The following is a 26541-nucleotide window of genomic DNA, read 5'->3' on the forward strand; positions in this document are numbered from 1 at the left end:
CATGTCCCCTCACACAGCAGGTCCCGACGGCGGCCAGTACCCCACGCTGGCAGAGGTCACCACGAGCCGGGTCGGAGGTCCCGCTCGACGCTGGGTGCGTGCCACCAGTGAGCAGGAGGCAATCGACGCCATCCGCCAGGCCGACGAGGACGGCCAGCCCCTGCTGGTGCTCGGCGGCGGCTCGAACCTGCTGGTTGCCGATGAGGGGTTCGACGGCACCGTCGTCCACCTGGCCTGGGAGGGGATCGAGCGTCGGGACACCGTGGTGGCCGAGGTCGAGGTCCCCGCTGGCCGCCCCGGCTCGCGCGAGCACGGCCACCTGCGACAGACCGTGGTGATTCGCCTGGCCGCCGGACAGCACTGGGACCAGGCCGTTGCCTGGACCGTCGAGCACGGCCTGGCCGGACTCGAGGCGCTCTCCGGCATCCCCGGTTCAGCCGGGGCGACCCCCGTCCAGAACGTGGGCGCCTACGGTGCCGACGTCTCCCAGACCCTGCTCTCAGTGCGCGCCTGGGACCGCCAGGCCGGGAACATCGTCGAGCTGAGCAACGCCGAGCTGGAGTTCGGCTACCGCGACTCCATCATCAAGCGCTCCCTGCTCACCGAACTCGATCGGCTCCACGCCGGCGAGGACGGTGCCGGGGCCAGCCCCCGATGGGTCGTGCTCTCGGTGGACTTCGCCCTGGCCGCTGCACCCGGGGCCGGCCCGGATGAGCCCGGTGCCGCCGTCGCGCCAGTCCGCTACGCCCAGCTCGCCGGAGCCCTCGGCGTGGAGGAAGGCACCTACGCGCCCCTGGAGACGGTGCGGGATCACGTCCTGGAACTGCGCGCCGGCAAGGGCATGGTGCTCAACCCCGACGACCACGACACCTGGTCCACCGGATCCTTCTTCACCAACCCGGTCGTGCCCGCCACCCTGCGCACCCGTCTGCCCGAGGGCGCACCGGCATTCGGTGCCGGCGAGGATGAGGACGGGGAACCCCTGGTGAAGCTCTCCGCCGCCTGGTTGATCGACCACGCCGGCTACGCCAAGGGCTTCGGCCTGCCCCACGGCCCCGAGAACGGCCGCGGCCCCGACGGCACCGGACTGGCCGGCGGTCGCGCCAGCCTGTCCACCACGCACACCCTGGCGCTGACCAACCGCGGCACTGCGCGCACCCAGGACCTGCTCACCATCGCCCGCGCCGTGCGGGACGGCGTCGCCGATGCCTGGGGGATCACGCTGCATCCGGAACCGGTCCTGGTGGGCTGTTCTCTCTAACGGCACATCACGACGTCGGAGCGCCCATGGGCAAGCTGGACCTGAAGCGGACGATGCCCACCTACGCCGCCCGGCGTGGTGCCAGCGACCTGGTCAGCGTTCCACCCCTGCGCTACCTGATGATCAACGGCCAGGGTGACCCGAAAACCGCCACCGCGTATGCCGATGCCCTGGCCACGCTCTACCCGGTGGCCTATGTCCTGAAGTTCCGCAGCAAGACCGCCGGCCAGGACTACGTAGTCCCGTCCCTGGAGGCACTGTGGTGGGCTGAGGACATGGCCGCCTTCACGGCCGCACGGGACAAGAACCTCTGGCGGTGGACCGCCATGATCCTGGTCCCCGACTGGCTGGATGAGAACGACGTCGCCGCCGCCACCGACCACGTGCGCACCGCTCAGCATGCCAGGGGAGGGTTGCCGCCACGGCTCGATGATCTCCGCTCGGAAGTCCTCGAGGAAAGACTCTGTGTGCAGACACTGCACGTAGGCCCCTACGACGACGAAGGCCCGGTTCTCGCGCAGATCCATGAGCAGTTCATCCCGCAGCGCGGGCTGCGGATGACCGGGCGACATCATGAGATCTATCTGGGAGATTCCCGGCGCACCGCACCGCAGAGACTGCGTACGATTCTGCGCCATCCCGTCGCATACGCTGCCCGACCGACCCCCGAACAGCTCAGAGGTTGCCGGTGGCGATCATCAGCATGCGGCGCACCGGCTCGGCGGCGCCCCACAGCAGCTGGTCACCTACAGTGAACGCGGAGAGGTACTCCGGTCCCATCTCGAGCTTGCGCAGTCGACCCACCGGGATGGTCATGGACCCGGTGACGGCGATCGGGGTGAGGTCCCGCATGGAGTCCTCCTTGGTGTTGGGCACCACGGAGACCCACTCGTTGTCCGCCGCGATGATCTGTTCGATCTCCTCCAGCGGCACATCCTGGGTCAGCTTCAGGGTCAGCGCCTGGGAGTGGCTGCGCAGGGTGCCGATGCGCACGCACAGCGAGTCGAACGGGATCCGCTGCTGCGTGCGCAGGATCTTGTTGGTCTCGGCCCCGGCCTTCCACTCCTCCTTGGACATGCCGTTCTCCAGATCCTTGTCGATCCACGGGATCAGGGACCCGGCCAGGGGCACGCCGAACTGGGTGGCGTCCAGGGAGCCGTCGCGCTGGGCCTGCAGGATCTTGCGGTCGATCTCCAGGATGGCCGAGCCGGGATCGGCCAGTTCGGTGCCCACGGAGCCGGCCAGCACGCCGAACTGGTTGAGCAGCTCACGCATATGCCGGGCGCCGCCGCCGGAGGCCGCCTGGTAGGTCATGGCGGTTCCCCACTCCACCAGTCCGGCCTTGAACAGTCCGCCCAGGCCCATCAGCATGCAGGAGACCGTGCAGTTGCCGCCCACGAACTCCTTGACCCCGGCGGCCAGGCCGGCGTCGATCACGTTCCGGTTCACCGGGTCCAGCACGATGATCGAGGAGTCCTCCATGCGTAGGGTGGAGGCGGCATCGATCCAGATCCCGTCCCAGCCGGCGGCCCGCAGCCTCGGGTACACCTCGGAGGTGTAGTCCCCGCCCTGGGTGGTCACGATCAGCGGCAGCTGGGCCAGGGTCTCGATGTCGTAGGCGTCCTGCAGTGTGCCCGGCTCGGCGTCCATGCCGGCGTACACGGGGGCGTCCCCACCGGCGTTGGAGGTGGAGAAGAACACGGGGTTGACCTTGGCGAAGTCGCCCTCCTCGGTCATCCGCTGCATCAGCACGGACCCGACCATGCCGCGCCAGCCGATCAGCCCCACGGTGGGGACGGCGGCGGTGTCGGCGAAGCCTGCGGCCTGAGGGGCGTCGGAGGGCACGGCAGGGGCGGTCTGATCCACGGAAGTCATGCGTGCCAGTCTAGTTCTCCGGCCTGTCCGCAGTCTGGGCCGGGCGTCACACTCCGGTCAGTTCCTCACCGACGTGGTGCTGCGCCGCCGGTGCCCCGTGGCAGGAGAGCATCAGGGGACTGAGTTGCACACCTCGGCGACCTGCCGTTCTGAGTTGCACAGTTCGCTGGTTTCCGGCCGGAATCCGGACAAGGTGCGCAACTCATCAGCGCCTCACGTCACGGGGTGCAACCGATCCGAGCGAGACGACGACCATCGCATCAGGGAACGGCTGCCACTGCCCTCACCGGCGCGGAGCTGCCCCGCCATCGCTCGCCCCCGGGGCAGTCCCGCCCAGCAGCTTCCTGCGCTGGGCGTAGGCCCACAGCCCCAGCACCACGAACACCTGGGTGAGCACCACCAGGAACACGACGCCGGCCACCACCTTGTCCTGCAGCACCAGCACCAGCCCCATTACCGCGGTCACCAGTCCCAGCACGGGGGCGAGGATGAACGCGATGAAGGTCAGGGTCTGGCGGTTCAGGAACCCGCCGGTGTCCTCGGCGCCGGGGCCCGGCTGTGCGGAGGGTCCGGGGATGTTCGGGGTGCTCATGGGCGTTCCCACCTCTCGAATCGGTAGCGGACTCCGGTGCGGGACTCATGCCAGCCGGTGTCCGGCTCCACGGCGGTTCGCTGCCAGGAGCCGTCCAGCACGGGGGCGAAGGTGTCTCCCTCCGCGTCCACGTCCAGCACGGTGACCTCGGCCAGGGTGGCCACGTCCAGGGCCTGGTCGAACAGGGTGGACCCGCCGATCACCCAGATCAGGTCCAGCCCGTCGGACTCCAGGGCGGCGTCCAGTCCCTCGCGGAACCCGGGGACCACGGCGGCCCCAGCCTCACGCATCTGCTCGGCGGAGGTCTGCCGGCGCGAGACCACGATGTTCGTCCGCCCGGGCAGAGGGCGATACTGGGCCGGGAACGACTCCCAGGTCTTGCGCCCCATCACCACCGGGTGGCCGAGCGTGAGCTCCTTGAAGTGGGCGAGGTCCTCAGGAACGTTCCAGGGCATGCCGCCGTCCAGGCCGATCACCCCGTCCTGGGTCTGAGCCCAGATCATGCCGATCCGTGGCGTGGACGCCGACCGGCCGTCGTCGTGGTGGCCTGCCGAGGCAGGTCGCGAGGTGGAGGTGCGGGGGCGGGGACTGTCAGACGGCAACGGGGGCCTTGATCGTCGGGTGGTGCTGGTAGTCGACCAGCTCGAAGTCCTCCAGCTCGTAGCTGAAGATGTCCTGCGGGGTGCGGCGCAGCACCAGCTGCGGGTACGGGTACGGCTCACGGCTGAGCTGCTCGCGCACCTGGTCCTCGTGGTTGGAGTAGATGTGGCAGTCCCCGCCGGTCCAGACGAACTCGCCCGGCTCCAGCCCGGTCTGCTGGGCCACCATCAGGGTCAGCAGCGCGTAGGAGGCGATGTTGAACGGCACCCCCAGGAACAGGTCCGCCGAGCGCTGGTAGAGCTGGCAGGAGAGCTTCCCATCCGCCACGTAGAACTGGAACATGGCGTGGCACGGGGGCAGGGCCATCTGGTCCACCTCGGCCGGGTTCCATGCGGTCACGATGTGCCGGCGCGAGTCCGGGCTGGTCTTCAGCGACTCCACCACGCGCGCGATCTGATCGATCTGTCCGCCGTCCGGAGTGGGCCAGGAACGCCACTGCACGCCGTACACCGGCCCCAGCTCGCCGTCCTCGTCCGCCCATTCATCCCAGATCTTGACCCCGCGCTCCTGGAGCCAGCGCACATTGGAGTCCCCGCGCAGGAACCAGAGCAGCTCCAGCACCACGGACTTGAAGTGCACGCGCTTGGTGGTGATCAGCGGGAACGACTCGCTCAGGTCGTACCGCAGCTGGCGGCCGAACACGCTGCGCGTCCCGGTGCCGGTGCGGTCACCCTTCTGGGCGCCCTCGGCCATCACCTCGGCCAGGAGGTCTTCATACGGGGTGGGGATGGTCACGGCGTCCATCCTACCGGCGTGGAGCGTCCCCGGTTCCGGGTCCGGCCGGTGCGGGGGGACCTTCAAGGAGTTCCCGACGACGGCCCAGCAGTCCCAGCAGATCCTCCCATCCCAGCCCTGCGGCGCGGGCGCGGGTGAGCAGCTGGTCGGCGGCCTCGTCCACCTCGGCGGGGGTGGGCGTGGGCGGCGCGCCGGAGACGGTGGTGCCGTGGCGGCGGCGGGACTCCACGAACCCGGCGGACTCCAGTTCCCGGTAGGCCCGGGCCACGGTCCCCACCGCGATGCCCAGGTCCGCAGCCAGGGCCCGCACAGTGGGCAGCCGGGTGCCGGGGGCCAGTGCGCCCGTGGCGATCAGCTCGGTGACCTGGGAGCGGATCTGCTCGAACGGCGGGACCGCCGAGCCCAGGTCCACGGACAGGTCCGGGGGAGGGGAGGTCCCTGGTGAGACCGAGCTCATGGCCGCAGGTCCTGGCCGACCGGTTCGACCGCCGGCTCGGTGTCCGGTTCGATACTCCAGGGCGGCGTGGGGCCGGGCCAGAAGGCGCTCAGAGCCGCCGCCAGGATCAGGGCGGAGGAGATGACGAGCGCTGTGCCCTCGGCGGGTTCGGAGGTTACCCACGAGTCGTAGGGAACCACTCCGCGGGCGAAGAGCGCATCCCAGATCGGGGCCGCCCCGTGGACGGCGGCTGCCGTGACAGCGAAGACACCGCCCGTTCCGATGCCCAGGAGACGGTCGGCGCCAACGGTGCGCAGGTGCTGATCCCAGGCGGAGCTGGCGCGGCCCAGAGCCGGCCTCCGCAGTGCGATCCGGGTCGCCAGGACGGTGAGTGCTGTCATCACCGCTGCCACCAGGACCAGTGAGAGGGCCAGTCCCGGTTGAGCCAGGGGGCCGACCAGACTGAGGATGGCCAGGAGGACGGCCATGCCGCAGGAGACTCCCAGGACGATCCACCGCCAGCGAGGCGCCGTGCCGGTGACCACGGGGTGCTCGGCCGAGGCGCGTGGTGTGTGGCCCCGGCGGATGCCGAACTCCATCATCAGCATCAGCAACACCGCCACCGCAAAGGGGGCGGCTGCCCCGGCCATCTGCATCCAGCGATCGCCGCTGGACAGCCCCTGGAAGGTCCTGCCGAGGGGCAGCAGGGCTGCCAGCGCGACCGCTCCTCCGATCAGCACCGCCAACCGCCGCCCGTCGCTGCGCAGACGCCGAACCGCCTCCGGTGTGCCGGGCAGCGCCCTGGACGAATGCCGATCAGTGCCCGAGCCCAGTTGGCTCACCGCCGGTGACCGCCAGAGGAGCATCAGCAGCATCAGCACGAGGCCGATGCCCGGGGCTGCGGTGTCGATCCACCGGGCAGGATCCGGGACGGAGGCCATCCACGCTTCGGAGTACAGGTCGACCCCGTCGTCGAGCCAGTTCGACGGGTGGGGGCGGGCCTGGCGCAGGGCCTGCTCCTGCACTCCGCGCGCCCAGGCCTGGGCCGAGTGCACCAGGAATCCGATGCCGACCAGGGCTGCCGTGCGCAGGGCGCGGTTGGTGGCGATGCGCCGGGTGGCGTCGTCATCGGCCGTGCTCAGACCGGACAGCGGCGGCCGGCGGGCGATCACCAGGATGGTCAGCACGGTGGCCAGCACCAGCACCAGCAGCCCGATCATCAGCCAGGGGGCGAACTCGACGCCCGGGCGGAAGCCGGTCTGCGTCCAGTCATTGTAGGAGTAGCCGTACTCCAGGGACCCGTCCACCTGCTGGAGGTGGATCGCCGGGGTGCCCGGTGTGGTCCAGGCCAGGGCCACGGCGGCCCCGGCGGCCAGCACGATGGCCCCTGCCACCCAGGTCAAGGTGCGGGGCAGGAAGTGTCCCGCCTCTCGGGGGGCCAGCCGGGCCGTGCGCACCTGGCCGGCAGGGCGGGGCCAGGTGTACTGGGCCACCCAGTAGATCAGCAGCAGCCAGACTGCCGGTCCGATCACCGTCCAGAGCGCATCCGTGGGACTGAGGGACAGCGCCGGCAGTTCGGTCACTGCACTCTCGGGCATCTCGTCGGGGTTGACGCCGATCCCGCTCGAGGCGGCCTGGTCCTGTCCCCGTTCGTACAGGGTGGCCAGTCCGGCGGTTCCCGTGGCGAACAGGGCTATCAGTGCGGTGACCATCCCGTGCATCCGAGCAGAGGCCACGGGCGATCCGCCGCCCGGTGTCCACGCGCTGAAGCGCAGGATCACGTAGATCAGGGCCACTCCGAGCGCGAGTCCGATGCCGGTGGCGGCGATGGTGGTGACCACCCAGAGATCCATAGTCGGCCCCTCCCTCACGGGACACCGATGGCATCCCTGGTGTGGATCAATGTATCAACTCATTGACACAAGGGGAAGGGGTTCGTCTGCGCGGACGGAGGTCGGCTGCTCCTCAGAGCTCGTGCACCATCTCCTGGTACTCCGGGTAGCGCTGCAGGTAGTCCTCCACATAGGAGCACTCCGGGGAGATCGAGTCGCCCTCGGCCTTCAGCCGGTCCAGCACCATGGTGACCAGCGCGCGGGCATAGCCGCGGCGGCCGAACTTCTCGTCGATGATCGTGTGCTGCAGCCGGACCACACTCTCCCGCAGGCCGTCGGCACCGGTGGTCTCATCCACGGTGTAGCCCAGGAAGCCGATGTAGTGGTCGTCCTGCCACAGCTCGTAGCGTCCACGGTCGGGGTCGCGCAGCACGCGCAGTCCGTCGTGGACGATCTTCGGGGTGTCGGAGGCCTGGGAAGCAGTCATGCATCGACCCTAGTGGGGCGGACAGCCGGTGTCAGCAGTGTGCCGGCAGAAGTCAGTCGTCCCAGACGTCGTAGTGCTCCAGCGAGACGATCTTCCCGCCTCGGTCCAGCGCCTGGTGGGCCACGATCACCGCGCCGGGCTTCAGGTAGGGATCCTTGGTGGGCAGGACGGCCAGGATCGCCTCGGTGTCCCGCCCGGCCACCGCCTCGGTCAGTTCCTCCAGGACCAGGGGCAGCACCGGGCGGTGCGTGCACAGCAGGGTGGAGCGGTGCCGGTCCAGCAGGGCTCGGGTCTCACGCCGGGTCTTCTTGGGCTTGGCCTTGGCGGACTTCTCCGTGAAGGCGGCGATCGTCTTCAGGCTCTTGCGGGCCCCCTGCACGTAGGGGGTGACCGTCTCCACGCACCGTCTCCAGGGGGAGGACACGGGCTTCTCGGGGGACCAGACGGCCAACAGCCGAGCCACTGCCAGGGCCTGACGGCGACCGGTGGCCGCCAGGGGACGTTCCCCCTCGGCGCGGGACCAGGAGGAGCGGGGCTTGGCCTTGGCGTGGCGCAGCACCAGGAACGGCGCGGTGCGCAGGATCCGGCGCTCGTACGCGGTGACCAGTGCTTCGAGGGGCTCCCGGTCGGTGGGGTTGGTCAACCGCTGGCGGGCCTCCTCCGGGGTGACCCAGGCCGTGCGGTCCACCTCTCCGCCGTCCGGGGTGAGCTCCCGGCGGCCGGCCTCAGCCGCCCAGTACCAGACCTCTTTCGAGGTCCCGCTGTTCAAGGTGTAGTGGATGGAGGGCAGGGGCAGTCCCAGGGTGACCGGCAGCCCGATCTCCTCCAGGGTCTCGCGCACGGCGCACTCGGGCAGGGTCTCGCCGTCATCCAGTTTGCCCTTGGGCCAGGACCAGTCGTCATACCGGGGGCGGTGGATGATCAGCAGCTCCAGTCCGCGACCGTTCTCCCGCCAGGGCAGCACGCCGGCCGCCAGCACGGCGGAGTCGGGGTGGGTGTCATGCAGTCCGGCGGCGGATCGTGCGGCGGTGTAGGGCATGGAGACCATTTCTGTACGGCGGATGATCTGGTGGCGGGAACCCTGCACCCGGGCAGGCGAGCGTGCAGGCAGAACTCTAGTGGTTCAACCCCGCACGTACATCACATCGGTGTCCCAGCGAGTGAAGCCCAGTGCCCGGTAGAGGCTGACGGCAGGGGTGTTGTCCGCGTCCACGTAGAGCATCACCGCGTCGACCCCCTGCCGCTGCAGGTGTCGGATGCCGGCCACGGTGAGCAGTCGGCCCAGTCCGCGGCCCTGCGCCTCCGGGACGACCCCCACCACATACACCTCGCCCAGGGGAGCGTGCCCGTCCTGGGCCGGGTGGATCTTCGTCCAGTGGAAACCCAGCACGGTGGGTTCGGGCCCCGTGGTGTCCTCGGCGATCAGGAAGCCCTCGGCGTCGAACCACGGCTCGGCCTGGCGCGCTCGCAGATCCTCCACGGTCATCGAGCCCTGCTCGGGGTGATCGGCGAAGGCCGCGGCGTTGGCCGTGACCCAGGCGGCGTCGTCCGTGCCAGGCTGGAAGGGACGGATGCGCACGCCCTCGGGAACGGTCTCATCCCACACGCGCGGGGTTTCCTCGGAGCCCGAAGACTCTGCGGAGGTGTCGGTGCGGTGAGTCAGGCGCAGGCGGTACAGCTCGCGTCCGGCCTCAGCGCCGAAGCGCTCGGCCAGCCGGGCGGCGGCGGCGTGGTTGCCGTGGGCCCAGGCTTGGAGCCGACGGGTCCCGGCATGGTCCAGGGCGGCCTGCGCCAGCGCGGTGCCCACGCCACGGCCTCGGCAGTTCGGATGGACCACCAGTTCCATGGTCGCCGCACCGTCCGCGTCTCCCGCGGCGGGAGAGACCACGACGACGGCCCCCGCCAGTTCTCCGTCCCGTCCGGCCTGGTGATCCAGCCAGGCCAGCACGGTGCGCACCCGGTCCGGGTCATCGGTGGTGCGCAGCTCCACCCAGGTCTGATCGGAGAGCGGAGGATTGCCGTCTGAGCGCTCGGCGGCGTCCACCAGGGCGGTGACATCGCGCAGGAGTCGCTGCTCCAGTCGTCCGGCCCGGGTGTCCAGGTTCGGTGCGTCCGCAGAGTCGCGGCGGGGGGAACGGTCTGCAGTGGCGGGGCTGTCCATGGACCAACCCTACCGGCCGGGATCAGGAGGCGGCAGGGGCGGCGGGGTCGGGGGTGTCCTGGTGGTCACGCGGCACGAACCGGTACCCCACATTGCGCACGGTGCCGATCAGCTGCTCACGGTCTGGGCCGAGCTTGGCCCGCAGTCGCCGCACGTGCACATCCACCGTGCGCGTGCCGCCGAAGTAGTCGTAGCCCCAGACCTCGTGCAGCAGCTGCTCACGCGTGAACACCCGTCCGGGGTGCTGCGTGAGGTGCTTGAGCAGCTCGAACTCCTTGTACGTCAGGTTCATCGGCTCACCATGGACCTTGGCGGTGTAACTGGCCTCGTCGATCACCACACCGGAGGAGCGGATCGGCGCCGGCGCGGCGGAGGACTCCTTCTGCTCCGTGGACCGGGCCAGGGTCAGGCGCAGGCGTGCCGCCAGCTCGGCCGGCCCGGCGGTGTCCAGGACCAGATCGTCCATGCCCCAGGACGAGGACAGAGCGGCCAGGCCGCCCTCGGTGAACACGGCCAGGATCGGCATCTGCGCATCGGCGGTGCGCAGGGCCCGGCACAGCGAACGCGCTGCCGCGAGATCGCGGCGCGCGTCGACGATGACCAGATCGGTGTCCTGATGGCGCAGCAGCGAGCTCGGAGTGGGCGGTGCCACCTGCACCCGGTGCTCCAGGAACTCCAGGGACGCCACGGCGGCCGAGGGGGCGCCGGGCTGGGCGGTGAGCAGCAGCAGCCGGGCCATGTGATCCTCCGGGTCGACGACGGTCTACGGTGGTCGAGCGTCCACCAGGGCGTGCGGCTCTGCCCGTGGACGTGTCGAGTATAGAGAGTGGACCACGCCCGGCTGCGCCGATGGCGAGGCCGTGACGCGCCCGGTGGCAGACTGGTCGGCGTGAGACATCCCCTGACTGCCCTCGTGGCCTGTGCCGCTGCCGTGGTGCTCGGGGCCTGCAGTGCTGTGGGCACGGTGGCCACTGCGGCCGGCGTGAGCCTGGTGATCCTGATCGCCGCGCTGGGCTGGCCTCAGCTGCTGGGCGCCCCGGCGCGCACGTCCCTGACGATCGTGCTGGCGGCCACCGGCCTGCTGGCCACCTGGGCCGTGGTCATCTGGCCTCTGGAGGACGGCGGGCGTCCGGTCCTGCTCGAGCCGATCGCCGTCTGCATCGCGCTGGGGGCGATGGCCGCCTTCATGGTCCAGTTGATCCGCGGTCACGGCCGGCCTCAGCGCCTGGAGTCCACGGCGGGGACCATCACCGGAGTGGCGGGGATCGCCTCGGCGGCCGGATGGACCGCCCTGGCCCGGTGGCAGGAGCTGACCGACGGTGCCGCCGGCGCCCTGCAGCTCTCCTTGGCGGCGTCACTGGGTCTGGCCGCACTCTGCGCCCTGCTGCCCGGCGCCCGTCTGCTGGGTCGGGTCCTGGGGCTGCTGCTGGCCGCCGCTGCGCCGTTCGTCCTGGTCCAGCTCCTCCCTGACCTTCCGCTGTGGTCTGCCGTGGTCGGCGGCACTCTGGCTGGCCTGGTGACCGTGCTGATCGGCTCCCTCGTCTCCAGCGAGACCCGCCGGCCGGCAGGACTGCGTGCCTCGCTGGCCCTGGGAGTGGCGCCGGTGGCCCTGACGGGACTGCTCGCGTACGTTGTCCTGAGGATCATGACGGTCTGACCGTCACCGAACGAACGGAGACCTCCGATGAGTGATCAGCCAGTCCAGCCCGGCCAGCAGATGGCCGATGACGTCTTCAACGCCGAGCTCGAAGAGGGCGGGGAATCGGCCCTGGAGCGGGCCGGCCGCTTCGCCACCGGTGTCCTGACCTCCGCGCTGGGAGGCTCCGGGGCTGCTGTGGTCGGCGCCGCCGTGGTGGTGCGCCGTCGCGCGGACGAGGAGGAGGTGCTGCGGATCGATGTGCCGGACGCCGAGTCCGGGGACCAGATCCTGCAGGCCATGCGCGAGGATCTGCGCACCTACCCGGCCGAGGAGTTCGTCACCGCCTGGGTGGAGCGGGACAGCACCCGTCATGGACGTCACTCAGCGGACGGCGCCGATCACGGCACCCGGCTGGAGTAGGATCGAGACATGTCGATTCTTGCGCTTGAGATCTTCTTCATCGCCCTGCTCGTGCTCGCCGGACTGGCCATGGCCGGGTTCGCCGCGCTCGTGATCTCCGGACTGTACAAGGGCCAGAAGTAAGCAGCTGTGCCCACTGAACTCCCGTACGACCTCACTCCCGAGCTCGCACCCCTCTCCTGGCTGATCGGTGCCTGGGAGGGGCAGGGCCGTCTGGGCTCCGGTGAGGACGACAGCGAGATCTTCTACCAGCGGGTGGACTTCACCGAGCACGGGCTGCCGTTCCTGGAGTACCGCGCCGAGTCCTGGCTGTGCGAGGCCGATGGCACCTTCCTGCGTCCGCTGACCGTGGAGAGCGGCTTCTGGGCGTTGGACCGTGACCGTCGAGACGGCGACCTGGGGCCGGGCATGCGCCCAGCCGATGTGGTCCCGGCCTTCCGCTCCGCCGAGGACGTGGAGCAGCTGCGCCGGGAGGACAACTCCTTCCCCATCACCGCCACGATCACCCACCCGGGCTCCATCTCCGAGCTCTACTACGGTGTGATCCGTGGACCCCAGGGCCAGCTGGTGACCGACTCCGTGCTCAAGGGCTCCGCCGCCGGGCCCTATGAGACCGCTCAGCGGATCTTCGGCATGGTCAACACCCAGCTGTTCTGGCGCTGGGACGTCACCGTGGGCGGAGAGGAGTCCCCGCACGCCTCCGCCATCCTGGACCGCATGCCTGATCCCTCCCAAGGTCGGCTGGCACCGGGGGCACCCCGGGAGCCCGGCCGTGGCTGAGCCCGGCCAGACCGAGCCCACGCCGCGCCGGTCCCCGCTGTTGAGCGGTCCCGATGCGATCCACGGAGCCGTGGCTGGCGGGGGACCCGACGCCGGGGTGGCCGCCCACTATGGACAGCCCGCCGCCGAGCAGCGTGCCCTGGACGAGGGCCGGGCGATCGTGGACCTCTCCCACCGTGCCGTGCTCTCGGTGTCCGGGCCGGACCGGCTGAGCTGGCTGGACACCCTCAGCTCCCAGCGTCTGGCTGACGCCCCTGCAGGCACCAGCACCCAGACCCTGTTCCTGGACGTGCAGGGACGCATCGAGTTCGACGTCCAGGTGCTTGAGGACGGTGCGGCCACCTGGCTGATCACCGAGGGAGAGCGGGGCCCGGCCCTGGTGGACTGGCTGGTCTCCATGCGCTTCGCCCACCAGGTCACCCTGCGCGACCACACCGGCACCGTGGCCGTGGTGGGCGCCACCGCCGCCGTGCCCGGCTGGGAGGACCGCACGGTCTGGATCGACCCCTGGCCGCACATCGCCGAAGGCGGCTACCCCTACTCAGCTGAGGCCGACCCGTCCCGCCACCCGGCGGCTGACTGGACCTGGCGGGAGTACCTGGTCACCCTGACCGACCTGCAGCAGACCGCCGCCCGGCTCGGCGCCGGGGAGCTCGCCGAGTGGCGGCTCGCCGGGACCATGGCCAGCGAGGCACTGCGGATCGCCGCCGCCCGGCCACGCCAGGGCCGGGAGATGGATGACCGCACCATCCCGCACGAGCTGGACCTGCTGCGCACCGCCGTCCACCTGACCAAGGGCTGCTACCGCGGTCAGGAGACGGTGGCCCGCGTGCACAACCTGGGCCGACCCCCGCGCCGACTGGTGTTGCTGCACCTGGACGGCTCCGGCCACACGCTGCCCGAGCCCGGCTCCGAGCTGATCCTGCGCCCGGATGGCCAGCCCGAGGCCACCGAGGTGGAGAAGGCCCGCTCGGTGGGCCGGCTCACCTCCGTGGCCCTGCACCATGAGATGGGTCCTATCGGGCTGGGCGTGCTCAAGAGGAACGTGGACCCTGCCGCGCAGCTGCTGGTCCGGGACGCTGGACCCGAGCAGACAGACCCCTCCGCTGAGCCCCGCCGGCCCGAGTACACGGCCGCCGGGCAGGAGACCGTGGTCTCCCCGAACTCCGGCCAGGCGGTGGGCCGCCCCACCGGCTTCCTCCGAGGCCCCCGCTGAGCTCAGCGGGGACCGGCCCTCTCATCCCTGGTGGTACCCGTACAGATCCTGTTGACGCTCGTTGACCCAGATCTCCTTCCCGCCGTCAGGGTGATCAAGGCGGAGCGTACGTCCAAAGGATTCATCTATCACGCGCACCTGCACGCCTGAAGCGCGGACCTGTTCTGCGAGTGCATCGAGGTCTCCCGCGTACTCAAACGACAGCACGGTGCCGACTTTCTGCCCCTCGTGGACCGCGACCAGGCCGTCGTCGACAGTGAGGTCGGCCCATACGCCTGAGTCGCTGGCGATTCGCCTGGTGGCGCCGGCCCCCAGTAGAGCCCGGGCGGCGTTCGCGACGTGCGGCGTCACCCAGATGGGCATGACGGACAAGGGCCCGGCCTCACCCTCCGATGAGTCATCCAGTGGGGAGTAACCCACCAGCTGACCATCGGGGAGGCGTGAGGACCACACGGTGCCGAGGTCACCGCCGAGGTCCATGGCCGTGACGTCGCCGCCGGTGGCGTGCGCCGACGACTCGGGCTCACTGGCCTCGAACCAGAGCTCCGTCTGTCCAGACGCTTTCGCAGGGGATGGCCCGTGCAGGGCGACAACGCCTCGCCCTGCGCGCGCGACCACCCAGCCGGGAGAGTCGACGACGACGGTGCCGCCGAGTGCGGTGAGCAACTGGCGCCAGGCGTCGGGGTTCGCCGTGTAGTGGATGGGGGCTGTGCGGATCATCGGTGGTCCTCCTGGGCATCGCTGAGGTACTGGATCAGAGCCTTCTCGACGAGGCTGGAGAGGCTGAGCCCTTCGTCAATGGCATGATGCTTCACGTCACGGATCAGGTCCGGCGGCAGATAGACATTGCACTGCTGTTTTGCTGTCATGCTAGCAATCTAACGAAGCGAAGGGGCTTATCACCAGAGTGTGCGTCGTTATGACGGCGACGTGGTGGACGGAACGGCTGTACCTGTTCCCTCCTTACGGCTCGAACACCACCGTGGTCTGGGACCCGGCCAGCTCGAAGCCCAGCGTGTCCGCCAGATGCTGTGAGGCCCGGTGTCCCATCCGCGCTCGCCACTGGGGGATCAGCCCCTCGGTGAACGCCTCCTCCATCGCCACGCCGGCCGCATAGGCGCCCAGGCCCAGGCGGCGCACATCCGGACGAACCAGCACGCTCACCTGCCCGATCAGCCCCTGCCACTCCTCGTATCCTGACCCGGCCACCGGGTCGGCCGAGCCGTGCAGGCCAGCCTGGGTGCCGTCGTCGGGAACGAGGGTGAAGGTGGAGTCCAGGCCGCTCAGGCCCGCCTCAGCCACATCATCGGCCGGGCACAGCGACTCCAACTGCGCAGCGTGGTCCGTCTCATAGGACACCGCCAGGGTCTCCGAGCGGTCCATCTGCGGGACGCCGTCCGCGTAGTACAGCGCGGCCTCGCCCAACGAACGCCCCCGGTGGGAGGCGCCCAGCCGGATGAACGTGGACTCCAGGGCCAGCACCTCGTCGTCCACGTCCCGCGCGGCGTCCAGCAGCCACCGCGGCCCGTAGAGGACCGAGGCGCCGTAGAGCCGGACGAAGGTGGCCACCTGCTCGTCCTCGCGTCCGGCCCGGCGGGCCTCGCCCTCCGCAGGACGTCCCGACGGCGGCCCCTCACCATCCGTGGGCACCTCCAGGCGCGCTGGGCGCGAGGACCCGGAGGAGGAGCCGGCGGCACCGATCAGGCCGGTCAGGGAGTCGTCGGGCAGACCGAGGATGCGTGACCAGGCCAGGGCGACGATCTGGCGGGTGTGGGAGTCCAGGGGCATGCCGGTCAGCGCCCGAAGAGGACCTTGGCCTCGTCGTAGCGGTGCTGGGGGACCTCCTTGAGCCCGTCCAGCGCCTGGGCCAGGTCCACCTGGACGATCTCGGTGCCGTCCAGGGCCACCATCTGGCCCCACTTGGACTGATGCACCAGGTCCATGGCGCCCATGCCGAAGCGGGTGGCCAGCACCCGGTCGAAGCCGGTGGGCGCGCCACCGCGCTGGATGTGGCCCAGCACGGTGTTGCGGGTCTCGATCCCGGTCATCTGCTCGATCTGCTGGGTGACCCACTCGCCGATCCCGCCCAGGCGTGGCCGTCCGGACTCCTCCACGCCGGCGTCGGCCAGCGGATCGTCCAGGCCCTCGGGGATGAAGCCCTCGGCCACCACCACCAGGGGAGAGCGGCCACGGTCATGCACTTGGCGCACCCAGTCGCAGACCTCCTCCATGGAGGTGCGCTGCTCGGGGATCAGGATGGCGTGGGCGCCGGCGGCGATCCCCGAGTGCAGGGCGATCCAGCCCACGTGCCGACCCATCACCTCGGCCACCATGCAGCGGTGGTGGGAGTCACCGGTGGTGCGCAGCCGGTCCATGGCATCGGTGGCGATGGACACGGCGGTGTCGAAGCCGAAGGTGTAGTCCGTGGCCTTGAGGTCGTTGTCGATGGTCTTGGGCACGCCCACGATCGGCAGGCCGTCGTCCGCCAGGCGCTTGGCCCCGGCCAGGGTGCCCTCGCCGCCGATCGCCACCACGGCGTCCAGACCGATCTTCTCGATCATCCCGGCGATGTTCTCCGGGCCGCCCTGCGGGTGGTTGTACGGGTGGGTCCGGGAGGTGCCCAGGATGGTGCCGCCCGTGCGGGCCAGGCCCCGGACCACCTGGCGGGGCAGCTCCTGCCAGTCGCCCTCGATCAGTCCCCTCCAGCCGTCCCGGATGCCGACCATCTCGTCGTCGTAGGTCTTGATGCCGTGCAGGACGGCGGAGCGGATGACGGCGTTCAGGCCGGGGCAGTCTCCGCCGCTGGTGAGCAGACCGACGCGCATGAGGGGACTCCTTTCGCAGGGGATGCGGCCGGAGAGCTCCGACCGCTCCCTGCCAGGCTATCGGTTCTCTCAGACGCGGTAGGAGCCGGGCTGTCCCGGACCTCCGCGGCGGCCGCCGTTCAGGGCGCGCTCGAGCGGAATGGACCCGTCCTGCCAGGGCAGCAGCAGCCAGGCGACCAGGTAGCGCTTCCTGGCCATCTCGGTGTCAGACGCCGCCGAGGACGTGGTCGGGGTGATCCGGGCCGGCGCTCGCGGGTACCTGACCAAGACCGCCTCCGGAGCGGAGGTCAGCGACGCTGTGCAGCGTGTGGCGGCGGGGGACGCGGTGTTCTCGCCTCGACTGGCCGGCTTCGTGCTGGACGCGTTCGGCACCGCCGCGGTGGCCGTGCAGGACGACGAGCTGGACCTGCTCTCCGAACGTGAGCTCGAGGTGATGCGGCTGATCGCGCGCGGGTACACCTACAAGGAGGCCGCCAAGCAGCTGTTCATCTCGGTGCGCACCGTGGAGACCCACGTCTCCCACGTGCTGCGCAAGCTGCAGCTCTCCAACCGGCATGAGCTCAGCCGCTGGGCGGGCGAGCGCGGACTGCTCTGAGCCCGCGTCCGCCCGTGCGGGTCTGCGGCCTACTGCGCGAGCAGACGCTGGATGCGCTGCACGCCTTCGGCGAGGTCGTCGTCGCCCAGGGCATAGGACAGGCGCAGGTAGCCGGACGGGCCGAAGGCCTCTCCGGGCACGACGGCGACCTCGGCCTTCTCCAGGATCAGCCCTGCCAGCTCGGCTGAGGTCTGGGGGGCCTGCCCTGCGATCTCCCGGCCCAGCGCCTCGCGGACGTCCACGTACGCGTAGAAGGCGCCCTCCGGCGTCGGGCAGCTGAACCCGGGAACCGAGTTCAGGCCCTCCACCATGGCACGGCGGCGCCGATCGAAGGCGGTCTTCATCTGCTCCACGGCATCCAGCGGTCCGGACACGGCCGCCAGTGCGGCGCGCTGGGAGACGTTGGAGACGTTGGAGGTGGCGTGGGACTGCAGGTTCGTGGCGGCCTGGATGACGTCCTTGGGGCCGATCATCCAGCCCACGCGCCAGCCGGTCATGGCGTAGGTCTTGGCCACCCCGTTGAGGATGACGACCTGGTCTGAGAGCTCCGGCACCGCGCGGGCGATCGAGGTGAACGGCATGCCGTCATAGGTGAGGTGCTCGTAGATCTCATCGGTCACCACCCACAGCCCGTGCTCGGCCGCCCAGCGGCCCACCGCCTCCGTCTCCTCCGGGGAGTACACCGCGCCGGTGGGATTGGAGGGGGAGACGAACAGCAGGACCTTGGTGTGCTCGGTGCGCACGCTCTCCAGCTGCTCCACGGAGACCTTGTAGCCGGACTCCGGTCCAGCGAAGATCTCCACCGGCACGCCGCCGGCCAACCGGATCGCCTCCGGGTAGGTGGTCCAGAAGGGGGTGGGGACGATCACCTCGTCACCGGGGTCCAGCAGCGTGGCGAAGGTGTTGTAGACGGCCTGCTTACCGCCGTTGGTGACCAGCACCTGTGATGCCTCCACCTCCACGCCCCCGTCCCGCAGGGTCTTGGCGGCGATCGCCTCGCGCAGCTCCGGCAGTCCCGCGGCGGGGGAGTAGCGGTGGTTCTTGGGGTCGTGTGCGGCGGCGACAGCGGCCTCCACGATGTAGTCCGGGGTGGGGAAGTCGGGTTCGCCGGCCCCGAAGCCGATCACCGGCCGGCCGGCGGCCTTCAGGGCCTTGGCCTTCGCGTCCACCGCCAGGGTGGCGGACTCGGCGATCGAGCCGATGCGCTGGGAGATGCGACGCTGGGGAGTGGGGGACATGACGGTCCTTCCGGATCAGGGCCGCCGAGCGACGGCCGAGAAGCTCAGTGCTCTCCAGCGTAGTCCTCGCGCCCGGGCCCAGACCGCACGAGACCGGTTCGACGCACTGCGCCAGATGGAGTAGTCTTGATCCCTGGTGTTGTGAAGCACCATCATCGGCTGTGCCCCCTCCGGACCCATTGACGGGGACGAAGGTGTGGAGGCGGTCGAAGGGTAGTGGCGCAATTGGTAGCGCAGCGGTCTCCAAAACCGCAGGTTGCAGGTTCGAGTCCTGTCTGCCCTGCGCAGGGTGGACCCGGAGAGGTCCGGATCCACCGGCAGGAACAGTTGGGCGTCAGCAGGACGCTCAATCCGGCACCCACCTAGTGAGGTTCATGTGACCGAAGCCACCGCGGACCATCGGGGGGACACCCCCGGTGAGCCCCGCAGCCGTGGATTCTTCGGCCGGATCGGCCTGTTCCTCCGTCAGGTGGTGGACGAGCTCAAGAAGGTCGTCACCCCCACGCGTGAGGAGCTGGTCAAGCTGACCGGTGTGGTGCTCGCGTTCGTGATCCTGATGATGCTGTTGGTCACCGGTCTGGACTGGGTCTTCGGCCAGATGGCCACCTTCACCTTCGGTGAGGGCACCCCCCAGTAACGGGTCCTGACCGACCCGGCCAGCAGGACGGTCCGCCGGGATGCCCTGCCGGAACATCGTCGACCGCGTGTAGAAAGCAGGAACCCGTGTCCGAGCAGGAACTCGAACAGCAGAACGTCCCGGAGACCGAGGGCGCCGACCTGGAGCAGCAGGTCGCCGACACCGAGGTGGCCGAGGACTCCGCTGTGCCCGCAGAGTCCGCCGAGACTGCAGAGACTGCCGACGCTGAGTCGGTCGAGTCCACCGAGGCCGACACCGCTGAGACCGACGACGTCGAGTCCGCAGAGTCCCCTGCGACCGAGACCGCAGAGGCCCAGGACGCCGAGACCGAGCAGTCTGCAGAGGCCGCAGCGTCAGAGTCCGCCGAGGAGCCCGAGGTCGACCCGGCCGAGGAGCTCAAGGCCCGACTGCGCCGCCAGCCCGGCGACTGGTACGTCATCCACACCTACGCCGGCTACGAGAAGCGGGTGAAGACCAACCTGGAGACGCGTATCCAGACCCAGGACATGGAGGACTTCATCTACGAGATCGACGTCCCCATGGAAGAGGTCGTCGAGATCCGCAACACCACCCGCAAGGTGGTCAACCGGGTGCGCATCCCCGGCTACGTGCTGGTCCGCATGGACCTGACCGACGCCTCCTGGGGCGTTGTGCGGCACACCCCGGGTGTCACCGGCTTCGTCGGCAACGCCCACGATCCGTTCCCGCTCTCGCTGGACGAGGTCTACTCCATGCTGGCCCCCTCCGTCATCCAGGAGGCCACCAAGACGGCCCAGTCGGAGGGCCGCCCGGTTCCGGCCAGCGCCCAGGACGCCCCCCAGCAGATCGCCGTGGACTTCGAGGTCGGCGAGTCGGTCACCGTCAACGACGGTCCGTTCGAGACTCTCCCGGCCACGATCTCCGAGATCAAGGCCGAGTCCCAGCAGATGGTCGTGCTGGTCACCATCTTCGAGCGCGAGACCCCGGTCACGCTCTCCTTCAACCAGGTCACCAAGATCCGCTGATCCTGACCTGCTGAACCCAGTCTTCGTCCGTGCCGGGGAGCTTTGCCCCGGTGCCGGACGGACCGGCCGCCGCGCCACGGCGGCCACACCCCCGGAGGCACGCTCCGTGTCCCGGGGACCGCTAGTGAAAAGGACCCAACATGGCCCCCAAGAAGAAGGTCGCCGGTCTGATCAAGCTGCAGATCCAGGCAGGCGCCGCCAACCCGGCACCTCCGATCGGCCCCGCGCTCGGTCAGCACGGCGTGAACATCATGGAGTTCTGCAAGGCGTACAACGCCGCCACGGAATCCCAGCGCGGCAACGTCGTGCCGGTGGAGATCACCGTCTACGAGGATCGCTCCTTCACCTTCATCACCAAGACGCCTCCGGCTGCAGAGCTGATCAAGAAGGCCGCCGGTGTGAAGAAGGGCTCCGCCACCCCGCACACGGACAAGGTCGGCAAGCTGACCCAGGCCCAGTGCGAGGAGATCGCCTCCACCAAGATGGAGGACCTCAACGCCAACGACGTCAAGGCCGCGGCCAAGATCATCGCCGGCACCGCCCGCTCCATGGGCATCACGGTCGAGGGCTGACCCTCACCATCCGCCTCATCTGAGGCACCCCCTAAGTTCCCGACGACGGCCGGCGGCTTCCAGCCTCCCCGTACGTCACAGTGGCAGGGCCGCGCGCGGCCCGCAGACCACGACTGCACAAGGAGAACACGCAGATGGCACAGCGCAGCAAAGCATACAAGGCCGCTCAGGCCGCCATTGAGGACCGCCTGTACGGTCCGGCCGAGGCGATCGCCCTGGCCAAGGAGACCAACCCCTCCAAGACCGACGCCACCGTGGAGGTCGCCTTCCGCCTGGGCGTCGACCCCCGCAAGGCCGACCAGATGGTGCGCGGCACCGTCAACCTGCCCAACGGCACCGGCAAGACCGCTCGCGTGGTCGTCTTCGCCACCGGTGACAAGGCCGCAGCCGCTGAGGCCGCCGGTGCTGACTTCGTCGGCTCCGACGACCTGATCGCCAAGATCGCCGACGGCTGGGTGGACTTCGACGCCGCCGTGGCCTCCCCGGAGCTCATGGGCAAGGTCGGACGTCTGGGCAAGGTCCTGGGCCCGCGCAACCTGATGCCGAACCCCAAGACCGGCACCGTGACCCCGGACGTGGCCAAGGCCGTGACCGACATCAAGGGCGGCAAGATCGACTTCCGCGTCGACAAGCACGCCAACCTGCACTTCATCATCGGCAAGACCAGCTTCGACGCACAGAAGCTGATCGAGAACTACGCCGCCGCTCTGGAAGAGGTGCTGCGCCTGAAGCCGTCCTCGTCCAAGGGCCGGTACATCTCCAAGGCCACCGTCTCCACCACCTTCGGCCCGGGCATCCCCGTGGATCCGAACGTGACCAAGGTCGAGGCTGAGGCCTGATCGTTCCACTCGATCTGAGCTGATCGCATCCAGCGGCCGGTCGTCTCCTCTGGGAGGCGGCCGGCCGCTGTGCTGTCTGCATCGGAGCGCAACCGGGCCCGGGTGTGCCGTGATGTGCTCGGGCCCCAACTGCGGTTGAATGTCCCCATGACCGATCAGCAGGGCAGCAGCATCCCCTCCTCCGAGTCCGGCGTCGCAGCGGGCGAGCGGCAGTCGGACTCCTCGTGGGAGTTCTCCGCGTCCTCCGACCCGTCCTGGGTCGGCGGCGAGGCCCCGCTGCAGGTGACCGGTCGCACGCTGCGCGAGACGCAGGGAGGTGCACCCCACGGTGACTCTGTGGAGGTGCGCCTGGCCTGGCTGGAGCTGCCGGAGCGCCTGGAGCAGCATCGGCTCCCCATGCCCCCGGCCACGGCTGACTTCCTCCAGGTGGCCCAGCTGGGCAACATGATCACCTCCCTGTTCTGGGGGAACAACGACTTCTATGAGTCTCCGGCCGAGAAGCTGGCCGGAGCCCAGCCCCGAACCGACCTGATCACGCGGTACGTCATCGCCCTGATGCAGAACGCGGACTCCTCGGACTTCGATGCCGACGGACGGATCATCGGGTACGGCGTGCTGAGACTGCCGCAGGACGCGGGCGCCGTGACCGCTCAGGCCTGGGTGGGAGTGCATCCGGGGTTCCGCCGGCACGGTGTGGGAACGGCCTTGGCGGCCGCTGTGGAGGAGGCCGCCCGGGAGGCCGGCCGCACCGTGATCCAGTCCTGGACCGACCACCAGCTCCTGGATCCGGAGGCGGTCGGGTCCAGGCCCGTCTACGTCCGCGGACACGAAGCACAGGACGAGGACTCGCCCGCCGCCGCACCGATGCCCCAGGGCGGGGGGCCGGAGTCCGTGGACACCGGCGCCCCGGCGCTGGAGCTGGACCTCACTCGTGCGGATGCCTCCTTCGCGCGGGCCTGCGGATTCGCCGCTGCGCAGCTGGAGCTGGTCTCGGTCCTGGACCTCTCCACAGCTCTCGGTGCTGCGCAGCAGGTGGCCGCTCGCCCGGACCCGGCAGGATCCACCGCCCTGGACCAGTACGAGCTGATCGGCTGGACGGGGGCCTGCCCCGAGGAGCACGCGGAGGCCTTCGCGCAGCTGTGGGGCCGGATGAGCCAGGATGCTCCCTCCGGGGAGCTGACCGTGGACCCGGAGCAGTGGGACGTGGATCGGCTGCGTCGGATGGAGGCCGCCCGCGAGGCCGAAGGACTCGTGGTGATCACCGCCGCTGCGCTGCACCGGCCCACGGGCCGGATCGTGGGGCACTCCGACATCGAGAGCTATGAGTATCTGCCGCAGGCCGCGTTCCAGGCCAACACCCTGGTGCATCCGGATCACCGGGGACACCGGCTCTCCCTGCTGCTCAAGGCACGCAACATCCCGCAGCTGCTGCAGATCCGGCCGGAGGCCGAGCGCCTCTACACCTGGAACGCCACGGAGAACGCCTCGATCCTGCGAGCGAACAGCCGGCTGGGATTCGTCCCCGCCGCGCTGATGGCCGCCTGGGAGAAGTCCGTCTGACCACGGGCCCGCCGATTTGGCAGACGCCGGCCGGGACGAGTACGATGAGTCCACCACAGACCGCCGGTCGTTGACGTCCTGTGCCCACTTGGCGGTGAGCACACTCGGGACCCAACCGTAAAGATCTCCACACGGAGACGGCCTGCGCAGGTGAACTGAGCCACGCACTCCTGAACCACAGGATCCGACATGCATCACGCATGAGGTGAGATCCGTCGTCGGGAACCTGCCACGCCCCGTGCACCTGCACGGGGCGTCTTTCGTGTCAGGGGTCCACCGGCCTCAAGCAATGGAAGGAGTGCCATGGCGACGTCCGAGAAGACAGCCGCAGTGGCGGAGCTGACGGAACTGTTCCGCACCTCCACCGCAGCCGTCCTGACGGAATACCGTGGTCTCACCGTGGCCGAGCTCAAGCAGCTCCGGCGCGCACTCGGTGAGAACGCCCACTACGCCGTGGTGAAGAACACGCTCTCTGAGATCGCGGCCAAGGAAGCCGGCATCGACGCCTTCGCAGGCAAGATGTCCGGACCCTCCGCGATCGCCTTCGTCTCCGGTGACCCGGTGGACGCGGCCAAGGCGATGCGTGACTTTGCCAAGGATCACGAGGCCCTGATCGTCAAGGGTGGCTACATGGATGGCCAGTACCTGGACGACGCGGCCGTCAAGAAGCTCGCGGATCTTGAATCCCGTGAGGTCCTGCTGGCCAAGCTGGCTGGCGCCATGAAGGGCAACCTGTACAAGGCTGCCTACATGTTCCAGGCTCCGCTGTCCCAGGCCGTCCGCACCGTGGACGCCCTGCGTGCGAAGGTCGAGGAGCAGGGTGGCGCTGCGGCTCCGGCTGCAGAGAACACCGAGGCAGCCGCAGAGGCCGCCGCCGAGTGACCCGCCTCCGGGGTCACTCCCGGGAGCACCCGGCTGTCCGCGACACCATGCGGAACGGCCACCAAGATCCGCCGCCCACCGGCAGTGACGCAGTGAAGACTGCACGCCGGTGAGCGAATCACCACACACTGTGAAGGAGCCATCATGGCCAAGCTGTCCACTGAAGAACTTCTCGAGGCTTTCTCCGAGCTGTCCCTGATCGAGCTGTCCGAGTTCGTCAAGGCCTTCGAGGAGAAGTTCGAGGTCACCGCTGCCGCTCCCGTCGCCGCCGCTGCCGCTCCGGCCGCCGGTGGTGCCGGTGGCGAGGCCGCCGCTGAGGAGAAGGACGAGTTCGACGTCGTTCTCGAGGCTGCCGGCGACAAGAAGATCGGCGTCATCAAGGAGGTGCGCGCCCTGACCTCCCTCGGACTGAAGGAGGCCAAGGAGCTCGTCGACGGCGCCCCCAAGCCCGTGCTCGAGGGTGTCAACAAGGAGACCGCCGAGAAGGCCAAGGAGCAGCTCGAGGGCGCCGGCGCCACCGTCACCCTGAAGTGATGACTGCGGCCTGAGCCGCACTCAGCTCTCTGCGATGACCCCGTCTCAGCCACCGTCCGGTGGTCGAGGCGGGGTCGTCCGCGTCTCGGCCTCGGCCCGGCGTCCAGGCAACGTCCAGCCGGGAGTCCTAAGGTCACAGTTTGATCACGAAGCGATCAGGAGGATCTGCCGGGCATGACCGCCACCCTGACCCAGCCGCGCCGCATCGAGGCGGCGCCGCAGGTGCGCCCTGCGTCCGGCCCTGCCGGAGTGGGGGCGCCCTCAGGCGGCCGGGCACGCCTGGCCCTGCTGGACGTGCTGCGGCTGGTGGCCGCAGTGTCCGTGGTCCTGTTCCACTGGACGGCGTGGCATCACGGCAACTGGGGACGCCACGGCGCCCCGGCGGCCGAGGCCTGGCCCGAGCTCAGCCAGTGGAGCTCCGTCGGCGCCTTGGGCGTGCAGCTGTTCTTCATCATCTCCGGGTTCGTGATCCTGCTCTCCTGCTACGGCAGGTCGCCGGCCCGATTCATCGGATCCCGCATCGGCAGGCTCTACCCGGCCTACTGGGTGGCCGTGCTGGCGGTGGCCGTGCTGCTGTTCGTCCTGTGGCCCGAGCTGGGGGTGAACCGCAGCCCGTCGGAGATCCTGCCCAACCTGACGATGTTCCAGGGCGGGATGGACGGGGTGGGCCATCTGGACGGCGTCTACTGGACGCTGTGGGTGGAGATGAAGTTCTACCTGTGGATCCTGGCGTTCATGCTGGTGGGCATGACCCGAGCGCGCGTGCTCGTCTTCGCAGCGCTGTGGCCCGTGGCCGGCACGGTGCTGCACACCGTCCTGTCCGGCGCCGGGCAGAACGTGGCCTGGGTCCAGGTCATGCTGTTCCCCGAGTACTCGGCACTGTTCGCGGGGGGCACGGTGCTGTTCCTGATCCACCGTTTCGGTCACACCTGGACCCGGTGGGGAGTACTGGCGGTGAACGTGGTCCTGGGCTCGGCCTGGTCCGCGCACATCCAGCGTAGAGAGACCGCAGAGCTCACCGGCTATGACTACCCGCTTCCACTGTTCTGGGCGATCGTCGCCGGGCTGTTCGGGGTGGTCGCCCTGCTGACCCTGACGCGCCTGTCCCGTGTCCAGGTGCCCGGCGCGGCACTGGCCGGATCCCTGACCTACCCGGTCTACCTGGTCCACCAGCTGTGGGGATGGTGGCTGATCATGCTGCTCTCGCCGCTGCTGCCGAAGGAGGTAGTGCTGGTCCTGACGCTGGGGGCCGTGCTGCTGGCGGCATGGAGCATCCACCGGTGGGTGGAGACCCCGCTGGGACCGCGCCTGCAGCGCACGGTGACGGCCGTCGTCGGGAATCTGCCCGTGGTGGGACCGTGGCTGGCCCGGCCCCGGGGAGACCGGTCGGCGGCCCACCGTGCCGTCCCGCAGCGCTACCGACTGTCCGTGGAGCCTGCAGCACTGCGCGGATCACCGGTGGTGACCACGGTTCCGCCGCACCGGATTCCGATGCGCTGAGCGGGTCCTGCTCCCGCTGGTGGGACGCTGGCGGGACAGAGTAGCGAGACCGGCGGGGGAGTGGGGCAGGACACGCCGGGGTCAGTGGACGGATTGGGACCTCCGGGTTATGATGGATCTTTGCGTCTCCCCTAAGTCCACCCCTGAGGTCGCCTCCGGCATGCCCGGCGGACGTCAGCGTGGACCAGGCAACGGACTGGCCTTCATATAGCGGTGGGCCCCGTGGAATGCAGCGACTCCCGGACCCTGATGGTCTCACGG

General features: G+C 69.8%; 30 protein-coding genes, 1 tRNA gene and 1 pseudogene. 16 read left to right on the plus strand and 16 right to left on the minus strand.

Translation table 11 applies throughout. From position 1 onward, the window contains the following. Position 1 precedes the first annotated feature (1 nt). Both ACEXHE_RS05140 and ACEXHE_RS05145 read left to right on the plus strand, forming a co-directional pair. Positions 2-1261, plus strand: coding sequence for a UDP-N-acetylmuramate dehydrogenase (locus tag ACEXHE_RS05140; protein ID WP_374784966.1), 1260 nt, complete (start codon positions 2-4; stop codon positions 1259-1261). 26 nt (positions 1262-1287) lie between these two features. Beyond that, entirely contained in the window at positions 1288-2016 is a 729-nt protein-coding gene (locus tag ACEXHE_RS05145; RefSeq protein ID WP_374784967.1) for a GyrI-like domain-containing protein, read from the plus strand. On the opposite strand, the gene asd is transcribed toward ACEXHE_RS05145, so the two are convergent. The 10 genes from asd to ACEXHE_RS05195 form a co-directional block, all read right to left on the minus strand. After that, positions 1937-3136 carry an aspartate-semialdehyde dehydrogenase gene (gene asd / locus ACEXHE_RS05150; RefSeq protein WP_374784968.1) on the minus strand — a complete coding sequence of 400 codons (1200 nt, stop codon included), beginning with the start codon at positions 3134-3136 and terminating at the stop codon, positions 1937-1939. The genes ACEXHE_RS05145 and asd overlap by 80 nt on opposite strands. Positions 3137-3419: 283 nt before the next feature. Further along, positions 3420-3728 carry an NF038396 family protein gene (locus ACEXHE_RS05155; protein ID WP_218154291.1) on the minus strand — a complete coding sequence of 103 codons (309 nt, stop codon included), beginning with the start codon at positions 3726-3728 and terminating at the stop codon, positions 3420-3422. Then, positions 3725-4231, minus strand: a complete 507-nt coding sequence (locus ACEXHE_RS05160; protein ID WP_285179818.1) for a dihydrofolate reductase — start codon at positions 4229-4231, stop codon at positions 3725-3727. Before ACEXHE_RS05160 ends, ACEXHE_RS05155 begins: the two co-directional genes overlap by 4 nt. 88 nt (positions 4232-4319) lie before the next feature. Continuing rightward, complete coding sequence (locus ACEXHE_RS05165) at positions 4320-5123, minus strand: thymidylate synthase (protein ID WP_374784969.1); 804 nt, start codon at positions 5121-5123, stop codon at positions 4320-4322. A 10-nt stretch (positions 5124-5133) separates the two neighbouring features. Beyond that, a complete protein-coding gene (locus ACEXHE_RS05170; protein ID WP_374784970.1) occupies positions 5134-5580 on the minus strand; it encodes a GntR family transcriptional regulator in 447 nt (148 codons plus the stop codon). Next, positions 5577-7412, minus strand: coding sequence for a hypothetical protein (locus ACEXHE_RS05175; RefSeq protein ID WP_374784971.1), 1836 nt, complete (start codon positions 7410-7412; stop codon positions 5577-5579). The genes ACEXHE_RS05170 and ACEXHE_RS05175 overlap by 4 nt, the downstream gene beginning before the upstream one ends. 112 nt (positions 7413-7524) lie before the next feature. Further along, a complete protein-coding gene (locus tag ACEXHE_RS05180) occupies positions 7525-7878 on the minus strand; it encodes a GNAT family N-acetyltransferase (RefSeq protein ID WP_374784972.1) in 354 nt (117 codons plus the stop codon). A 52-nt stretch (positions 7879-7930) separates the two neighbouring features. Then, on the minus strand, positions 7931-8917 hold the full coding sequence (locus tag ACEXHE_RS05185) for an NUDIX domain-containing protein (RefSeq protein ID WP_374785247.1): 987 nt from the start codon (positions 8915-8917) through the stop codon (positions 7931-7933). Positions 8918-9001: 84 nt separating this feature from the next. Continuing rightward, complete coding sequence (gene mshD, locus ACEXHE_RS05190; protein WP_374784973.1) at positions 9002-10039, minus strand: mycothiol synthase; 1038 nt, start codon at positions 10037-10039, stop codon at positions 9002-9004. 22 nt (positions 10040-10061) lie between these two features. Further along, positions 10062-10778: a response regulator transcription factor gene (locus tag ACEXHE_RS05195; RefSeq protein WP_285179814.1), complete on the minus strand. Its 717-nt coding sequence runs from the start codon at positions 10776-10778 to the stop codon at positions 10062-10064. 150 nt (positions 10779-10928) lie between these two features. Here ACEXHE_RS05195 and ACEXHE_RS05200 point away from each other — a divergent pair, with 150 nt between their 5' ends. The 4 genes from ACEXHE_RS05200 (at position 10929) to ACEXHE_RS05215 (ending at position 14094) form a co-directional block, all read left to right on the plus strand. Further along, positions 10929-11696, plus strand: a complete 768-nt coding sequence (locus ACEXHE_RS05200; protein ID WP_277246246.1) for a hypothetical protein — start codon at positions 10929-10931, stop codon at positions 11694-11696. A gap of 27 nt (positions 11697-11723) precedes the next feature. Further along, positions 11724-12098 (plus strand): hypothetical protein, encoded by a 375-nt coding sequence (locus ACEXHE_RS05205; RefSeq protein WP_374784974.1) that lies wholly within the window; start codon positions 11724-11726, stop codon positions 12096-12098. Between the two features lie 129 nt (positions 12099-12227). Further along, entirely contained in the window at positions 12228-12878 is a 651-nt protein-coding gene (locus tag ACEXHE_RS05210; protein WP_091692789.1) for an FABP family protein, read from the plus strand. Then, the gene (locus tag ACEXHE_RS05215; protein WP_374784975.1) at positions 12871-14094 is read left to right on the plus strand and encodes a YgfZ/GcvT domain-containing protein; all 1224 of its coding nucleotides are present in this window, start codon (positions 12871-12873) and stop codon (positions 14092-14094) included. The genes ACEXHE_RS05210 and ACEXHE_RS05215 overlap by 8 nt, the downstream gene beginning before the upstream one ends. A 21-nt stretch (positions 14095-14115) precedes the next feature. On the opposite strand, the gene ACEXHE_RS05220 is transcribed toward ACEXHE_RS05215, so the two are convergent. From ACEXHE_RS05220 to ACEXHE_RS05240, 5 genes are all read right to left on the minus strand, one after another. After that, positions 14116-14814 carry a hypothetical protein gene (locus ACEXHE_RS05220; RefSeq protein ID WP_277245755.1) on the minus strand — a complete coding sequence of 233 codons (699 nt, stop codon included), beginning with the start codon at positions 14812-14814 and terminating at the stop codon, positions 14116-14118. Next, a complete protein-coding gene (locus ACEXHE_RS05225; protein ID WP_260060517.1) occupies positions 14811-14963 on the minus strand; it encodes a CopG family transcriptional regulator in 153 nt (50 codons plus the stop codon). Before ACEXHE_RS05225 ends, ACEXHE_RS05220 begins: the two co-directional genes overlap by 4 nt. A gap of 94 nt (positions 14964-15057) precedes the next feature. Next, a complete protein-coding gene (locus tag ACEXHE_RS05230; RefSeq protein ID WP_277245756.1) occupies positions 15058-15882 on the minus strand; it encodes a GNAT family N-acetyltransferase in 825 nt (274 codons plus the stop codon). A gap of 5 nt (positions 15883-15887) precedes the next feature. Then, on the minus strand, positions 15888-16919 hold the full coding sequence (locus ACEXHE_RS05235; RefSeq protein ID WP_091692794.1) for a 6-phosphofructokinase: 1032 nt from the start codon (positions 16917-16919) through the stop codon (positions 15888-15890). A 69-nt stretch (positions 16920-16988) separates the two neighbouring features. After that, positions 16989-17117 carry a hypothetical protein gene (locus ACEXHE_RS05240; protein ID WP_374784976.1) on the minus strand — a complete coding sequence of 43 codons (129 nt, stop codon included), beginning with the start codon at positions 17115-17117 and terminating at the stop codon, positions 16989-16991. Between ACEXHE_RS05240 and ACEXHE_RS05245 the strand changes: the two are divergent. Continuing rightward, positions 17104-17514 (plus strand): annotated as a pseudogene (locus ACEXHE_RS05245) (LuxR C-terminal-related transcriptional regulator); the annotation flags it as partial. The gene ACEXHE_RS05240 and the pseudogene ACEXHE_RS05245 overlap by 14 nt on opposite strands. A gap of 29 nt (positions 17515-17543) precedes the next feature. Here ACEXHE_RS05245 and ACEXHE_RS05250 read toward each other — a convergent pair. Next, positions 17544-18752, minus strand: a complete 1209-nt coding sequence (locus ACEXHE_RS05250) for a pyridoxal phosphate-dependent aminotransferase (protein ID WP_374784977.1) — start codon at positions 18750-18752, stop codon at positions 17544-17546. A 210-nt stretch (positions 18753-18962) separates the two neighbouring features. Between ACEXHE_RS05250 and ACEXHE_RS05255 the strand changes: the two genes are divergently transcribed. The 9 genes from ACEXHE_RS05255 to ACEXHE_RS05295 all read left to right on the plus strand — a co-directional run bounded on the left by ACEXHE_RS05255 (position 18963) and on the right by ACEXHE_RS05295 (position 26280). After that, positions 18963-19035 (plus strand) — tRNA-Trp (locus ACEXHE_RS05255). 93 nt (positions 19036-19128) lie between these two features. Then, a complete protein-coding gene (gene secE / locus ACEXHE_RS05260) occupies positions 19129-19389 on the plus strand; it encodes a preprotein translocase subunit SecE (protein WP_091692811.1) in 261 nt (86 codons plus the stop codon). Between the two features lie 86 nt (positions 19390-19475). After that, positions 19476-20393 (plus strand): transcription termination/antitermination protein NusG, encoded by a 918-nt coding sequence (nusG, locus tag ACEXHE_RS05265; RefSeq protein WP_374784978.1) that lies wholly within the window; start codon positions 19476-19478, stop codon positions 20391-20393. Positions 20394-20533: 140 nt separating this feature from the next. Continuing rightward, positions 20534-20965 (plus strand): 50S ribosomal protein L11, encoded by a 432-nt coding sequence (gene rplK / locus ACEXHE_RS05270; RefSeq protein WP_277245759.1) that lies wholly within the window; start codon positions 20534-20536, stop codon positions 20963-20965. Positions 20966-21099: 134 nt separating this feature from the next. Then, complete coding sequence (gene rplA, locus ACEXHE_RS05275; protein ID WP_091692816.1) at positions 21100-21804, plus strand: 50S ribosomal protein L1; 705 nt, start codon at positions 21100-21102, stop codon at positions 21802-21804. 147 nt (positions 21805-21951) lie between these two features. Beyond that, positions 21952-23364: a GNAT family N-acetyltransferase gene (locus tag ACEXHE_RS05280; RefSeq protein ID WP_374784979.1), complete on the plus strand. Its 1413-nt coding sequence runs from the start codon at positions 21952-21954 to the stop codon at positions 23362-23364. 303 nt (positions 23365-23667) lie between these two features. Continuing rightward, a complete protein-coding gene (gene rplJ / locus ACEXHE_RS05285; RefSeq protein ID WP_091692821.1) occupies positions 23668-24246 on the plus strand; it encodes a 50S ribosomal protein L10 in 579 nt (192 codons plus the stop codon). A 144-nt stretch (positions 24247-24390) separates the two neighbouring features. Beyond that, the gene (gene rplL, locus ACEXHE_RS05290; RefSeq protein ID WP_356966893.1) at positions 24391-24780 is read left to right on the plus strand and encodes a 50S ribosomal protein L7/L12; all 390 of its coding nucleotides are present in this window, start codon (positions 24391-24393) and stop codon (positions 24778-24780) included. A 174-nt stretch (positions 24781-24954) separates the two neighbouring features. Beyond that, on the plus strand, positions 24955-26280 hold the full coding sequence (locus ACEXHE_RS05295) for an acyltransferase family protein (RefSeq protein WP_374784980.1): 1326 nt from the start codon (positions 24955-24957) through the stop codon (positions 26278-26280). Positions 26281-26541 lie beyond the last annotated feature (261 nt).

This window comes from Micrococcus sp. IITD107, from assembly GCF_041927415.1.
GTDB classification, from domain to species: domain Bacteria; phylum Actinomycetota; class Actinomycetes; order Actinomycetales; family Micrococcaceae; genus Citricoccus; species Citricoccus terreus.

Bases quoted from the DNA above. Each gene is read 5' to 3' on its own strand.
- ACEXHE_RS05155 (WP_218154291.1), bottom strand. From the start codon at position 3,728: ATGAGCACCCCGAACATCCCCGGACCCTCCGCACAGCCGGGCCCCGGC.
- mshD (WP_374784973.1), bottom strand. From the start codon at position 10,039: ATGGACAGCCCCGCCACTGCAGACCGTTCCCCCCGCCGCGACTCTGCG.
- ACEXHE_RS05170 (WP_374784970.1), bottom strand. From the start codon at position 5,580: ATGAGCTCGGTCTCACCAGGGACCTCCCCTCCCCCGGACCTGTCCGTG.
- rplK (WP_277245759.1), top strand. From the start codon at position 20,534: ATGGCCCCCAAGAAGAAGGTCGCCGGTCTGATCAAGCTGCAGATCCAG.
- ACEXHE_RS05240 (WP_374784976.1), bottom strand. From the start codon at position 17,117: ATGGCCAGGAAGCGCTACCTGGTCGCCTGGCTGCTGCTGCCCTGGCAG.
- asd (WP_374784968.1), bottom strand. From the start codon at position 3,136: ATGACTTCCGTGGATCAGACCGCCCCTGCCGTGCCCTCCGACGCCCCT.
- ACEXHE_RS05205 (WP_374784974.1), top strand. From the start codon at position 11,724: ATGAGTGATCAGCCAGTCCAGCCCGGCCAGCAGATGGCCGATGACGTC.
- ACEXHE_RS05250 (WP_374784977.1), bottom strand. From the start codon at position 18,752: ATGTCCCCCACTCCCCAGCGTCGCATCTCCCAGCGCATCGGCTCGATC.
- ACEXHE_RS05160 (WP_285179818.1), bottom strand. From the start codon at position 4,231: ATGATCTGGGCTCAGACCCAGGACGGGGTGATCGGCCTGGACGGCGGC.
- ACEXHE_RS05220 (WP_277245755.1), bottom strand. From the start codon at position 14,814: ATGATCCGCACAGCCCCCATCCACTACACGGCGAACCCCGACGCCTGG.
- ACEXHE_RS05280 (WP_374784979.1), top strand. From the start codon at position 21,952: ATGACCGATCAGCAGGGCAGCAGCATCCCCTCCTCCGAGTCCGGCGTC.
- ACEXHE_RS05195 (WP_285179814.1), bottom strand. From the start codon at position 10,778: ATGGCCCGGCTGCTGCTGCTCACCGCCCAGCCCGGCGCCCCCTCGGCC.
- ACEXHE_RS05230 (WP_277245756.1), bottom strand. From the start codon at position 15,882: ATGCCCCTGGACTCCCACACCCGCCAGATCGTCGCCCTGGCCTGGTCA.
- ACEXHE_RS05175 (WP_374784971.1), bottom strand. From the start codon at position 7,412: ATGGATCTCTGGGTGGTCACCACCATCGCCGCCACCGGCATCGGACTC.
- ACEXHE_RS05185 (WP_374785247.1), bottom strand. From the start codon at position 8,917: ATGCCCTACACCGCCGCACGATCCGCCGCCGGACTGCATGACACCCAC.
- ACEXHE_RS05235 (WP_091692794.1), bottom strand. From the start codon at position 16,919: ATGCGCGTCGGTCTGCTCACCAGCGGCGGAGACTGCCCCGGCCTGAAC.
- ACEXHE_RS05295 (WP_374784980.1), top strand. From the start codon at position 24,955: ATGACCGCCACCCTGACCCAGCCGCGCCGCATCGAGGCGGCGCCGCAG.
- rplL (WP_356966893.1), top strand. From the start codon at position 24,391: ATGGCCAAGCTGTCCACTGAAGAACTTCTCGAGGCTTTCTCCGAGCTG.
- ACEXHE_RS05140 (WP_374784966.1), top strand. From the start codon at position 2: ATGTCCCCTCACACAGCAGGTCCCGACGGCGGCCAGTACCCCACGCTG.
- ACEXHE_RS05180 (WP_374784972.1), bottom strand. From the start codon at position 7,878: ATGACTGCTTCCCAGGCCTCCGACACCCCGAAGATCGTCCACGACGGA.
- rplA (WP_091692816.1), top strand. From the start codon at position 21,100: ATGGCACAGCGCAGCAAAGCATACAAGGCCGCTCAGGCCGCCATTGAG.
- ACEXHE_RS05225 (WP_260060517.1), bottom strand. From the start codon at position 14,963: ATGACAGCAAAACAGCAGTGCAATGTCTATCTGCCGCCGGACCTGATC.
- ACEXHE_RS05145 (WP_374784967.1), top strand. From the start codon at position 1,288: ATGGGCAAGCTGGACCTGAAGCGGACGATGCCCACCTACGCCGCCCGG.
- rplJ (WP_091692821.1), top strand. From the start codon at position 23,668: ATGGCGACGTCCGAGAAGACAGCCGCAGTGGCGGAGCTGACGGAACTG.